The sequence below is a fragment of the Legionella sp. PC1000 genome (genome assembly GCF_014109805.1).
Classification (GTDB): domain Bacteria; phylum Pseudomonadota; class Gammaproteobacteria; order Legionellales; family Legionellaceae; genus Legionella; species Legionella resiliens.
Map to the genome: position 1 here is coordinate 2,530,830 of NZ_CP059400.1, position 13,810 is coordinate 2,544,639.

The following is a 13,810-nucleotide window of genomic DNA, read 5'->3' on the forward strand; positions in this document are numbered from 1 at the left end:
CTAATCTTATGCATCCCCTGCTTATCAAAGGAAATGAAATCTCAGGGGTGGGAATAATTGACAACTTTTTAATTATATCGATGCCTATTGTTTGACGTTGGAGTAGTACCCATGGTATTAACAGTAACACCTATTAACGCAAAGCACCGGAGGCTAATACGCCAAATACATGAATTTAATAAAATACCTGAGGAAGATGTAGTCCAGCGTTTATTCTACTTACAGAAAATCAATTATTTTATTAATTCAATACCCATATCTGAGGGAGAATTTAAATGGCTTGCGGCAAGCGGCCCAAAAAGTTGGAGAGCTCATCTAGAGTCTCATGGAATTAATCCTCATGGGTCATTCTTTTTTAAAGGGATTCAGTTTGCAAAAGCTGTTGCAGCACAAGCTCCAGCATTATTAATACCCTCTGGATTAGAAGATGAGATAAAAGGAAAAAATATCTATCAATTAATGCAAGAGCGGGATGTATTATTAAGAAGTGCCAATTTTAATGAAATAAAAGAACGATTTTTAGCCATCAGCGCCCGGCTTAGTGTGTTGGCAGAAAAAGATAGTATTCTAAAAAAGAATCTGGATGATCATGCCCAAATTCTACGTTTGGCCAAGTCAATTTGCCAATCAGGGAAGCTTATTAGATATTGCAAAAGGACTAAAAGGTCAGCCCCAACAAAAAATGCAGACGTAACAGAATATTACTTCAATTAGATTAATGATTTTTGCCTCAACCTCAAAGAAGCAAATGCCTATCATCCTGATATTAAATTAAGTAATTTCTTGGTGCATAACCATAAATTGCTGGTAAGTGACCGAAAAACATTCGTACGCTCCCCAAAATCACTTGCCAGTACACTACGAAGTAGTCCACGCTATGCCCCACCACAATATCTTGCTTGTCTTAATGAAGAGTGTGAGGATTACATACCTATAGCATATACTACTCAAATCGACGTAGAGCAACTGATGTCCTATCAGATGGGCAAAGCGCTCAAAGAATTCCTCATCGTAACTCAACTGGGTGAAATGCCCCAAGAATCCAATGAGAAAAATAGAACTGTTCTCGCTCATTTTGAAAAACCAAATCGTGCCATTACCAACTTGTCCATACTTATTGACGAGCTAACGCGTTACAAGGAAGGAAAAAGGCTTACCATAGAACAATTCAAGAGATTACTCCCTTCTTTGAATCATAATATTGATGATTTCTATAAACAACTTGAAAAAGAATTACCGGCAAAACATTTAGGCATTGAACGCGAATTAAATGAAATTGATCAACTCTTACATAACAATGAACGCAAAGGAATAAACTTTCTGGAACAAGCGAACATAATTTGTTGCCATTTCAGAACGAGATCCTAAAGAACCTCGCCTCAATCGCATGGCTGAAAAGTTAGCAATAAAAAGTTATCAAGAATATTCAGAAAGTTATTTTTCCCAAATTTCCCAGGATATTGAAGCCTCGCTTTTAGCAAAAGATTGGGATTCTGCAAGTTGGTGGAGACAAATAATCCATGCCCTATCTTTTGGTTTCTTCAGAGTAAAAAGAGTAACTACCGTGGATAATATAGACATTTCATTAAATTTTAATGATCAAGAATTCCGAACTCATTTTATTCAACTGGAGTTTTTGCCTGCAACAATTCTGGATAGCCTAGGTGCCACAGAAGCAAATAATTTTAATGATTATTTTCAAACACATTTGGATGAGATAAGAGCTCTAAACGATCCGGCCTCAAACAGCGAAGAGGAAGAGATTGATGTATCAGAAAAAAAGAAGGACCCTACAGAAGAGGAAACCAGCGCCCCTCTTCCCCAAAAAGGTGCTGACAAAAAGGATGAAGAGTCCCTTTCAACTGAGACAATGGTAATTAAAAATAACAGTACTAAAAAATCAGGAGACGCAAAATCCCCCCCTAAAACACCTGCTGAAGCAGAACCACCTACTGATGAGGAATCACCCGGTAAGCAGCAAAAACTGCTTCTCCAACCGATAAAAAACCTCAGCATAAGAAAAAAACGTCTGTTGACCTTGCAGAAAACTATAGATTTTTCGCAAAACTTGCCAAGGGCACCAAAGATGACGATCCTCAGGTTAAGAAAAGATCGATACGTCGAGTCGGCACTGCGCTCTTTAGAGGGGAGAAGAGAGGGCATTACCCTAATGCTCAGGATATTTTTAGGCAAACACCAGAGGCCCAAGAAGATGTAAATCATCAGGAAAATTTAACCACTGGATAAAAATAATGGACTCAAGGAAGAGTTCTCACTACTTAAAATTATTATCTTCTATAAGAAAACGCGATCAGGAACTTTAAGGGATTATTTTATATCCTCTGGATTTCTAAAACCGCTACATTTATGTAGTGCGCGTCGAAGAGTATTTATTTTTATATTAATGAATAAAATTTGTAAATTTTCCGCAAAAAATTGCAATACAGCCAATTAATTAACACTTCAGTATTTTCTATGGTCTACAAATATTAATAGTAACGTAAAAAAGAGATTAAAATGAGTAGATTAAAAGTTTTCACTAATTTAGCTAATCGAATGTACAAAAAAGTAGTAGGCGAAAAGGAAAAAACAACTCAAGCCACCCCTGAAGGAACCAAAGATGCAGATGGTTCATACGGTAAAATGGAATCAGTTTTTCATACTGGGAGTGAAAAAGGAACAGTCAAGTCTCAAAAATCTGTTCTATTAGATGACATAGAAAGAATTAGGACCGATTTTCAACTTTATAATGGTGCTAAAAATCGCATAAGGTTACATGACGGCGGTATAAAAGACTCTGGGTCTGGGTATAAAGGTAATGAAAAAGAAATCATGAAAACTCTTGCAGAGAAAATAACCGCTCAACTAGAACAAAAAGGGTGGACGACATATTTTGAAGCAACAACATATCATCAGATTGAGAGTTTGACTCAGAAAGACAAAAGTATGCCAAAAGACGTACGTAACAAATTAATAGAACTTTGCAAAGAGTACGGCTCTGATTTCCAATACTTCAAAAAAGAACTTCAAAAAGAAGAATTTAAGCTAGAAGAAGAGCCTTCTACTATTCCCTCTTTTCAATAAATTAAAGGGTTATCTGAACCTTAAGAACAAATTTTTATGCTCTTTTTAATGAAAGGATTGTCATTTTATATAGTTTTCATCTGTATGCGCATTGATTATTATACGGAAATCCCTAATGTACTTTTTGACCAAAAGCATAAAAATTGTCTATATTTATAAACAGGTCAAATTGGTTTTATAAGGACATAACCAATGGAGTTGGAGCAAAAAAACAGGATTATTAAACGTTTTTTAAAAGAACAAAGTGAAAATCCTGTTGTAGTGGAACTAAAGGATGAAAATCTGGCGATTTATTCTGATCTTGATAAGTTATTAGATCACCTTGATCTCCATAAAAAGGGTTTATTCGACCTGAAGACTCTGGAAACGGATCCAGACCAGTGGCGAGAATTTTGTGGGATCATTAAATACGCTTCTACTTTTGAAAAAGGAGGCTCTCCTCCTCTGCTAAAGAGTGTTGATCTTAAAAAAGTAGAAGAAGGTATACGATATACTTTGAATGCACATGAAATTATTCGATTACCCAAAGATGATTATTATGAACGCTCGACTCATATACCCCAAGATATAGATGCTCAGTTAGATGATTTAATCGTTAACAGCAGGACAAAATTGTATGCTCTGACACAAACCTTTCCAGAAGCCATACCTTTTGATGCCTCCAATTCACTTCAAGTCACCTCGCAGATTCAACGCCTACAAGAAGAAATGGCACGATCATTTAATAGTGATACAGAAAGGGAAAGCATAGAAAAGAGATTAAATATCTTATTGGATCTCAATAAAATCAATGAATTAAAACGAATTAATATTCCACAAGACAATGGTTCAACCCTCGTCTATTGCATCTTACAAGAAAGCGTAGGTGGGGTGACAGAAAAAATCTCATTAATTAGCCTGGAGAGTGTAAAAAAACAATTGCATTGTTTATGTGGGCGTGCAGAAGGTCTAAGTATTGAGAATTACCATACTGAAAGAGAATGCTATAAACTCAGCACGCAAGCCATTATTAAATTGCCCAAACATGGCAATATTAAAGAAGTTCAACATGAAGCCATGGCACTCAATCTTTCCCGATTAATGGGATTAGATACGGCTGCTTCAACTACAATTTCTCATAATGGGCATCCAGGATTATTCATACCTTTTGAAGAAATACGTTTACTGAGTGAATTCTCTTTGGGGAAAACATTTTATGCGTGGCTTACAGGAAAAACCTATACCCATTATTCAACGATTAAAACTCTTGGGGAAGGGATACAAGCGGATTACTTTATCGAAGATTTTGGCAAGATACTTGGTTTACTTTATCTCTGTAGTGATACCGATGCAATTGGCGGCAATTGCCAAAACAAGGCATTAAGAAATGCAAAATCACTTTTTATCTTTGACCAATCACTCATGGATACTGATCGATTTATTCTTGATTCAAGATTGTGTCTTATACCTGGTGATTTTCTTAGAAAGCACTCTCGTCATGGCTTAGGACGCAATCGCACGCTTATTGAAGATTCATCCATGAATTCTAAATTTGAAAGCATCATGCAATTGCGCTCTATTGGCGATAAAATTATTCAATATATCAATCATATTGCATGGCAACATCACCAACAAACATCCCGAATTAAACGACAATTTAAAAAACCACTAAGTATAGAAAAACAAAGTCAATTAACTTCTGAGTTAAGTGATCTTCTGGTTCTTGAAAAAGATGCAGAAACCCTGCAGGCACGAGTATTAGAGCGTCTTGAAGCAATTGATAATATACTTCCCCAAACGGCAGGTGATATAGACTCTTTCGGAATCAAACAAGCCTTAATTTTTGAAAAACTCCTGCATAATCCAATATTATTTAGTGATGATGGCCGCGCCTTTAAATATCCTTGGACTCACAGACAGCAAAATAAAGTTAGAAAAGTAGAAGAACTTGGAAATGGCTTGATACAGCTGACGTTTAGTGACAAAGTTTCTTCAGCCATACTGGATTTTATTAAACGACGCAGTGGAGCTGATTCAATCACCAATACCTCACCCAAAATTATAACCTTAAGTAGAGTACACTTTGCAGCATTAAGGGAAGACACACTTCATCCTGAATATCAATTAGTTCTGGACCCCACTACGAACTACTTGGATCCCGCTGATTTGGGAGTAATCAAGGATGCTTACACTATGGGAAATAGAACCTATATTATGAATACGATTACAAGTTATTGTAAAAAAATGAAGTGCGATAAGGCCTCTACTGATGAAAAATTGAAATGCATCGTTGAAACTGAGGAACGACTTAGAGCACTTATTATCACAGCCCATGATAGAGGCTTTGGCATGCACGTTATTAAAAAATTCTTTTTTGACGCACAACAACAATTACAACAAATGATTTCTCCTTTGAAATTCCCAATGAGGTTAAATGATGCGTTTACCGCTGCTTTAAAGCTAGATAGAGTATCTGAATTTAACGCTGTAGTATCGGAAGCAATAAAACACGATAAAATCACCGATAAGCAATTCATCAGCTTTTTGGAGGAGTGTATACTCAAAGCCAGTGCTGCAACAAATTACCTGCAAGCACGAGAAAAAAGCCAGGAATTATCCAGTATTGCAAAAACGGTAATACATCAATTAGGAACGCTTTCCACGTCTTGGAGTCAATTTTTAGCTGCAAATGTGCGGCAAAAAGGATTGAATAAGACCGAACCAATAGTTATCACTAAAACAATACAAGAGAAAGAAGAAGATGAGTGGGTAATAAAATCATCCCCAAATTCATCGATATTGGACATGATACATGAGGAGCAAATTGGAATATCATGTAAATAATAAGTCTAAGGACTTGTTCACTAAATGCAGTTAATGGAGCTATTATGCCTATACATGAGAGACGTCAACATTTTCGGGTGGAAGATCATATCTATTTTAACTACCGAATTATGGAACCTGGGGAGCTGTGTCCTGATCGCGCAGTTGTGGATCAACTTTTAGGCAAAAATGGACAACGATATCTTGAGGCAGCACATTATTTTCAAGAAATTGATTATGAATTGGCAGAACTCACCCAAGTTATTGCTCTTAAAGAACCCACAATAGCCCATTACCTTAACCTTTTAAATGCAAAAATAGATTATTTATCACGACAAATGCTGATGACGAACACAATTCAGTTACGTAAGGTTAATCTTAGTCTGGGTGGAATGGCATTTAAAACGCCCGACCTTATTAGAGAAAAAACCCTGATAAAGTTGGTAATCTATACTAAACCCAAAATGATCCCCATAATTGTAGAAGGGACCGTAGTCTACAGCCAATATCAAAATGAGCATAATTACCGCACGGCAGTACAGTTTAACGGATTAACAAATGAACAGGAGCAAATTCTTTCCCAACATATTTTGTTAGCTCAGGCAAAACATCGTTCAGATTAAAAATAAAAGTCATTTTAACTACACAATTGCCGAATAACACGTAAACTATACTGTGTTTATGATGTTGGAAACAAGAGGCAAAAACATGACCAGAATAGTACATTGCTGTAAATTAGAACAGGATGCCGAAGGCTTATTAAAACCACCCTTCCCCGGCGCATTAGGAGAACGGATTTATAATGAAGTATCAAAACAAGCCTGGACCATGTGGCTAAGTCATCAAACCATGCTCATCAATGAATACCGCCTGAACTTAATGGAAGCGAAAGCTCGCGAGTTTTTAAAAGAAGAGATGCAAAAATATTTTTTTGGTGAAGGCTCAGAAAAGCCAACAGGCTATACTCCGAAGTAAATCAACATACTTTGCAAAGATTAAAAATAGCATGCAATAACCAGCTTATAAAACTCTGCAGGAAGGTCATAAAATTTAAGGGTTCTATTGTTAAAATATTGAATTTTTTGGCCTACTCCCTAGCGAGTTTGATGCAGGTATTTTCATAATCCACTTCGTACATCGCTTTATGCCCGAATGACTCAAGCACTTACAAACCAGGCTTCCTGCCACACCTACAAACTGCACTTCCTAGCCCGCCTACATACCGCCCTATATGCGCGGTATCCAGAACCTGATAAGCATACTTCTAAGCTCTGTACATCAAAGACCCAGGGAGAACGTATAAAAAATTTCCTATTCTTTCTCTCTCTTCTCAATTCCTGAAAAAAAACAATACAGTAGAAAAATAATATTCCATTTTGAATTAAATGGAGTCAAAAAGAGATTATTACATACTAAATTATGATAAAAATTAATAACTTATTCAGAAAAAGCACTATGATTTTAAAAAACACATACAATAAGTATTCAGGAAATAATTCACATTGAAATGAAAAACAATTTTTTTTAAAAAAAAAATGCATTCAACACTTGACTCAAAACGCATCTCGGAGTCTAATAGCAACCCTCGGGGCCAGATAGCTCAGTCGGTAGAGCAGAGGACTGAAAATCCTCGTGTCGGCAGTTCGATTCTGCCTCTGGCCACCATGAGAACTCTTATATAATCAATAAGTTATAATTGATTTGTTAAACCCTTAAAAAGTGAGTATCACCCCACTTTTCTGGGCTCTTTCCCAATTATGGGGGCACTCACATTTAACAGCACAGCACCCTAGTAATTTCGCTCTTTCCCAATTACGGGAGCAGCTTTAATCATCCGCAGAGCACCCTAACACGTACTCTATAATTTTCAAAATTTCTAAAACCATAAGCTTCGCTGAATGAGTTTCATTTTGCGATGGAGCCCTTCTGTTATTCCATTAGATTTACTAAACCGCCACATTCTGGCGACCTCATCTTTCCGACTCTTATTGTTAGCGTAGTAACTGGTAAGCTTGATTGCGGCTCCATGCACTGGAAAGTCTTTTTTAGTTGATATAGTGAGGTGCAGAAACCAAGCCCCTTTAAACTAAATAAACTAGTCCAAACGCATCCCCACTTTAATAGGAGCCATTATTTTTTCCATAGATTCATTTTTAGATAAAGAGTCTCGAATCACCCTGAAATTTATATGGCTCGGTTGACTAAATACATCAATAATTTCCAGAGTATTATTACTATGATTCCTTTCATCTGATTTGTTTATCCTATCCTTGATTTGAATAATAGCCGAGGCAATTTTTTTATCATCTAAATAATCAATATCCTCCATTATATTGCGTATTTCTTGAATAATAGTAGGAATATTGCCATCTTGTCCTTTCATTAAATCATCATTATTTAATACCGCGTTAACAGCGAAAATGTTTTCCTCTCTCTCATTAGTAGGGATTCTAATAATATTACTCCTAGCTTTTAATTTATCCGGAAGAGTAGCAGTTGGAGATAAAGTGGAAGTCTCTGTAGTTTCCATACTTAATGCAGTCGGGGTTGTAACATTATAAATAGGTTTTTCAGTCTCTTGAGATATAGACAAGTCGTTTTTGGCTTCACTCGCTATAATTTTTTCTAAGTTTTTAATTTCTAACTCAATTTCTTCTAAATCTTTGGGAAGGTTTTGTAAAGCAATTAATGCTTCTTCGCTCAATTCCTCCGTCAAATTATCTGGTCCGGACTGATACTTCTCTGATCTGTCGAATTTAGGTTGCTCCATTTCTTTACAAACTTTGGCAATATCTAAAAACTTAGAATATACTTTTTGTGTATCGATTCTCAAAAGTTTATCCTCTGGCTTTCTAATTTCATCATTAAATTCTCTAAATTCTTTAATAATTTGATCTATGACTAAAGGATTTTGATTAATATATTGCCTAAATTCAGGGATAGCTATTAGTGTTGTTGTTAATAGGAACGTTCTTTCAATTTTATCTGCAACAAGTTGTTTTCTTAATTCCTCCGAACTAACAGTTGCTTTTGCTATTTCCATGTAATTAAGGTCATCAATAAGAATGCGTTTCAGAAAACTATAGTATTTTTGTGAAATAAAATGTTCATTATGAACTAGTTCATCAACATCTAATAATTTTTTTGGATATTCATGGACAAAGATTGCAGGGCCTGCGTCTTTTAATCTTGGGAAGTTAACTATATCATTAGCAGTAATAATAAATGGACTTTTAGCAGGAACGTCCCTTTGCTGGGATACAACCGGATATGTACTTTCACCGTGATCTATTTTAACCGAAATTACTTCACCTTCCTTATTGCGTCCAAACCCAAAATTTTCTGCGTTTAAATCATTTTCTTCCTCGCAGTAAGCTGCAACTAAAATTTGCGGAAACTTGAGTTTAATAAAATCTTCTGTGCTTACTCCCCTCTTGTTATTCTGTTTATAATAGCTGTAAAAAGATAAATAGTCAGGAATAAGTTTTGAAACAATAGCAATGGTAGCATTTGAATCATCATGAACTCCCCTCACTTTTGCAGCATGTTCTCCAAGTAGCATGCGATAACATAAGCCATTAAAAGCTTCTATTTCACCAAAGTTAGAATTGAGGGCTTCTTTGTATACATAAGAACTCTGAGAATGTTTTTTTCCCTCTTTTCTCTTAACAATAGATATTTCAGAAGTAGACTTTGCTATCTCATTAGATTCCTGTTGTTTTGTGAATAAGCCTCCACTCTTACTTTTATAAGGCTTCTTTCTATGTTTCATTTTATGCGCATTAAGTAGCGTATCCTTATATAATTATATTAGGTAATGTCCAAATTTCCATGTTATGTCCCAAGAAGACAAAAGACCCTCCTCTACCTTAGTAGACTTAATCCAAGTTGCAATGAAATACATCCTAATTGCAGAGAAATCGATGTAATGCAAAATACAGAGCCCAACAAAATCATCAAAAATTGACTGTGGGAAATTTGCGTATTTGAGTACGACACTGTGATACATCGTAGGATATTTGCAATGGTTTCCTTTGATATAAATTATAATAAAATCAATGGATTATTTTTAAACCAGAGGACTGAAAATCCTCGTGTCCGCAGTTCGATTCTGCCTCTGGCCACCCATGAGAGCCAACGACTTACCCGAGATTTCAAAATTTCCATGTAGACGCAATCTAGACACTTTAAACAGCACATTCACTTTTACTCATTATTATAAAAATAAGAGTTAGAACGTTTTAAGACTCAATTAACTGTTCATGGCTAAGTACCACACTCCGCTCACCCCAAAGCCATATTTAATGCATCGTGATTCAAAAAATGTTCACCTCTGATGTATGACTGCACTTTTTTTGGATCACGATCAATTAACATGCATCCAAATATTACTCTTTACTTAAATAATCAAAAATATGGTCAATACTCACAATATTTGAATATATATCGAAAATAAAGTATATTTCTTCGCCAAATTAACCGATGCCGAGAAAAATTCATATGTTTAGTAAAGAAACGTTGAGCAAAGATGCGAAGGGTATATTAAAACAATTAAGCGCCAAGAGTGATTTTACTATAGGTTTTGTTACTTCGGAGTTTGGATTATTACCCTCGGTGGTTCCTGCATCAGCTTTGCCTGCAAAATTTTCGATATTGGACAATGCTGCAAAAAATTTAAAAACCTGGGTTAAAGAAAAAAATATTGAAGCATTCAAACAGTTAAATGACGAATTAAATACTTCATTATTGATTGCAGAGATTGGCAACTTGACTGATAGTGAATTAGCAAGAGCAAAATTAATAGTAGGGAAGCTTGGGCATGCCTATGGTTATATTTTAAATGCCCTTGGAAAAACTTCGCCACATTTTAATATTGAATGTTCTAATTTGTTTATACTTTGGCAAAAATTGGCTGAAAGAATGAATCATTCACCAAAGTTTCCAATTCTTACAAGTAGCGATACCACCTATTGCAATTGGCGCTATAAAAATCCTGAAGAACAACATAGTCTGGAAAATTTAAAAGATTTAGAAAAACTCGAACAGTTAGTGCCGCTTTTTGACAATAGAGAAGAAATAGTAACTAATCTTGGGGTGGTAGTATTTGAAGCGCATATTGCCCCTGCGATTTCTGCGATAGACAATGCAGTCAAAGCTATGGAAATGAATGACATGTCTTTGTTATCCAAACAATTAGACATTATTTTAAATTCCGTCCAAGGTTTTGCTAAGACATTTTTAGAGTTTTACAATTTTCATCACGGTTCTGGCAAAAGTTATATCGATCTTAAGACATGGGGCGACACGGTTATGAAAGCTGTTAGACCATGTTATCCGGAAGAAGTTGCTCAATTAGGCTCAGATGTTAGTCTTTTTAATGTACTGGATGCATTTATAGGTAGGAATATACATGAGTCTCGTTTAGGTAAAGCAATGCAGGCATCAGAAACCTTATTGCCAGAAAATCATAGACGTTTTATACACTTTATAAGAGATGCGAACTTTAAAGAGTTTATTCAACAATGTTCGGATACATCCTTAAAAATAAAGTTCCAACAAATAACAGAAGCATATGCTGGACAACATGGTTTTTTGGGAATACATAAAGAAGTTGCTATGAGTGGCATCGTTGTAACTTCTGAATCTAATGTTAACCAAAGCGGTAGGAAATTAGATGCGAAGCTCGGCGAGGAAATAGAAGAGGCAAGGAATGAAAGAAAAAATGCAGAATTTGAAAACGTTATTCGTTTTCAAATTGCCCGTCAAGAAAAAATATCCTCCGAAGGAAGCAAAGAAAGCGGAAGTTTTAGTGTTGAGCTTAAACTTTGTGATGGTAAACAGGGCGATGCCAGAGGTATTATTGCGCGTGTTCAGCCTGGAGCTTGCATTTACATTCCTATTAAAAATTCTATAAAACATTTAACTGAATTCGGAATCTTATTAAACACCTTGAATCTAAGCATAGATCTTAATGCAGCAGTTGATATTCACAGTAATCAAATATGGAGAGACGCGCTTAGCAAATGGCCAGAAACCGCAGGAAAAAGTAACTTTACATTAAAAGAATTACTTTTGTACGTAGACTTACATCATCTTGTTCGTTCACTCAAAAAAGGCGCTCAAATAAGTTTAGAGAGAAATTTTTTACCAGCACCAGACAGAGTCTATTCTGTTAACTCTGTGGATGCAGAACAAGGCACTGTTAACTTATTGGTGAAAAGACAAGTTTATGAAAGTGGAGAAATCGGATCAGGGTCTTATTTTTTAACTAATGAAGAAAATTTGGGTCAAGAGGTGAGTTGTCACATTTTGCCTCCATTAAGTTTTACCTTGCCCAAGGACAAAAATAAACCAATTTTGTTATTTGCTGGTGGTAATGGAATTGCGCCTTTTACTCACTTCTTGTCTGAGTTGGATAAAAGTGGATTTACTAATCAAGTATGCCTGGTTTATTTAACGCGCTCAGAAAAAGAAGATTGGCTGGAAACACAATTAAAGCAAAACACTCAACACCTACCCAATTTCCAGTGTTGTGTTATTTATACTGGAAAAAACAAACGGACTGAGTGGTTGACAAAAAATAAAATTGATAGTGGCGACTCTCCTCAAGACAAACTTAAAGCCATTGGTACTGTTATTGATAGTTTTAAACAACAAGAATTTCGCGCTTATGTCTGCGGAAGCATACCCTTTACTCAAGGACTCTTGGGAACTTTTAAGAAGGCATTAGGCGAAGAGAGATTTTCAAAAATGATTGGGAACGCTCAATTAGTATATGAAGCGTTTAGCTTCTCTGAAACTGACAATGGCAGAAGTGCTGAAGCTTCTGTTTCGAAGAGAGAATTCACTCTGGAAGAAATTAATAAACACAATACAAAAGAAAGTTGCTGGGTAACCGTTGATGGGAATGTTTATGACATCACTGGATTTCTGGATATCCATAAAGCAGGAGGCGGCATCTTTCTTTCCAAAGCACTTGTCGATAGAGATATGTCGGAGATGTATCGAATTGTGCATAAGGGACATTCTCCTACTGCAGATGGATGGCTCCAAAGTTATCGCATTGGATCTGTTAAGGTCAAATTGGATGATTCAGATCTGGTTGTTGTCGCTCCTAAGGTAAATAAGCTTGTTAATGAATCAATTACTCCACCTGTCCGAGCTTCTGATGCGCCCAAGCATTCCAAATTAGATTACTCAGTCACTTGTCCTTATCTTAGCAAAAAAAGCACAGCGGATTCTTTACAAAAAGAAAAGCCTGTTGAAAGTAATCCTGTTGTTCCAACGAGCAACAGTTGGTGCGGGTTCTTCGGGAAACGAGTGGTGCCAGTAATAGCAACAGTTGGTGTAATTGCAACTGCGTATTACGCGAGTTTATAATCCCCCTAGAAAGCTCGTGGCGAAGACCCATAGGCATCTATAGAAATGCTTCTCCCAATATTTGAGAAGCATTTTTATTTCGCTAGCAGAAACTTCTAATGATCCAGAAGTGCTGTAAAAATCTATTGATGTAGGTTTTCTGCGGCCCTTTGATATTTACTAATCTCAGGGAAGCGTTGATTAAAATAACGCCCCCAATTATACAATATACTTTTAAAAACTAAATATGCCTCTCTTTTGAAATCACTTTCTTATTACAATAAATACCGCGTGACACTTCTCTCAATACAGGTGCATAACCTCTTATTTTTTTAGAAAAACTAGATATCTTTCCCAGGATGCTTCTATTTAAATTTTTATTATTAAATTCAACATATTAGAATATATCGCTTGATTTAAAACATTCAACTAAATGACCATAAAATACAAAAAATATGCAAGTTTTTCTTGCTTTTGAGGGCGTCGTTGCGTATCATTCCGGAGCTCAATAATAACCCAAACAGTTTCATTTATAAGATATTTGTTATTAAGTTAGATAATAAGT

The 13,810-nt window shown here is 35.8% G+C and carries 9 protein-coding genes, 1 tRNA gene and 1 pseudogene; 9 read left to right on the forward strand and 2 right to left on the reverse strand.

Going from position 1 to position 13,810, the window contains the following annotated elements:
• Nucleotides 1–111: 111 nt before the first annotated feature.
• From FOLKNPGA_RS18970 to FOLKNPGA_RS11175, 8 genes are all read left to right on the forward strand, one after another.
• Complete coding sequence (locus FOLKNPGA_RS18970) at nucleotides 112–714, forward strand: hypothetical protein (RefSeq protein WP_255465960.1); 603 nt, start codon at nucleotides 112–114, stop codon at nucleotides 712–714.
• Nucleotides 715–786: 72 nt separating this feature from the next.
• Nucleotides 787–1,368, forward strand: a complete 582-nt coding sequence (locus tag FOLKNPGA_RS18975; protein WP_232891127.1) for a hypothetical protein — start codon at nucleotides 787–789, stop codon at nucleotides 1,366–1,368.
• Between the two features lie 19 nt (nucleotides 1,369–1,387).
• The gene (locus FOLKNPGA_RS18980; RefSeq protein ID WP_255465961.1) at nucleotides 1,388–2,218 is read left to right on the forward strand and encodes a hypothetical protein; all 831 of its coding nucleotides are present in this window, start codon (nucleotides 1,388–1,390) and stop codon (nucleotides 2,216–2,218) included.
• A 299-nt stretch (nucleotides 2,219–2,517) separates the two neighbouring features.
• Nucleotides 2,518–3,084: a hypothetical protein gene (locus FOLKNPGA_RS11155; protein ID WP_182349980.1), complete on the forward strand. Its 567-nt coding sequence runs from the start codon at nucleotides 2,518–2,520 to the stop codon at nucleotides 3,082–3,084.
• Nucleotides 3,085–3,276: 192 nt separating this feature from the next.
• Nucleotides 3,277–5,907, forward strand: a complete 2,631-nt coding sequence (locus tag FOLKNPGA_RS11160; RefSeq protein WP_182349981.1) for a hypothetical protein — start codon at nucleotides 3,277–3,279, stop codon at nucleotides 5,905–5,907.
• Nucleotides 5,908–5,951: 44 nt separating this feature from the next.
• Nucleotides 5,952–6,509: a PilZ domain-containing protein gene (locus tag FOLKNPGA_RS11165; protein WP_182349982.1), complete on the forward strand. Its 558-nt coding sequence runs from the start codon at nucleotides 5,952–5,954 to the stop codon at nucleotides 6,507–6,509.
• Nucleotides 6,510–6,594: 85 nt separating this feature from the next.
• Complete coding sequence (locus FOLKNPGA_RS11170) at nucleotides 6,595–6,861, forward strand: oxidative damage protection protein (protein ID WP_182349983.1); 267 nt, start codon at nucleotides 6,595–6,597, stop codon at nucleotides 6,859–6,861.
• 614 nt (nucleotides 6,862–7,475) lie between these two features.
• A tRNA-Phe gene (locus tag FOLKNPGA_RS11175) sits at nucleotides 7,476–7,551 on the forward strand.
• Between the two features lie 165 nt (nucleotides 7,552–7,716).
• Here FOLKNPGA_RS11175 and FOLKNPGA_RS11180 read toward each other — a convergent pair.
• Nucleotides 7,717–7,864: pseudogene (locus FOLKNPGA_RS11180) on the reverse strand (transposase); the annotation flags it as partial.
• A gap of 117 nt (nucleotides 7,865–7,981) precedes the next feature.
• The gene (locus tag FOLKNPGA_RS11185) at nucleotides 7,982–9,658 is read right to left on the reverse strand and encodes a hypothetical protein (protein WP_182349984.1); all 1,677 of its coding nucleotides are present in this window, start codon (nucleotides 9,656–9,658) and stop codon (nucleotides 7,982–7,984) included.
• Between the two features lie 728 nt (nucleotides 9,659–10,386).
• On the opposite strand from FOLKNPGA_RS11185, the gene FOLKNPGA_RS11190 reads away from it, so the two are divergent.
• Nucleotides 10,387–13,266 (forward strand): cytochrome b5 domain-containing protein, encoded by a 2,880-nt coding sequence (locus FOLKNPGA_RS11190; protein WP_182349985.1) that lies wholly within the window; start codon nucleotides 10,387–10,389, stop codon nucleotides 13,264–13,266.
• Nucleotides 13,267–13,810 lie beyond the last annotated feature (544 nt).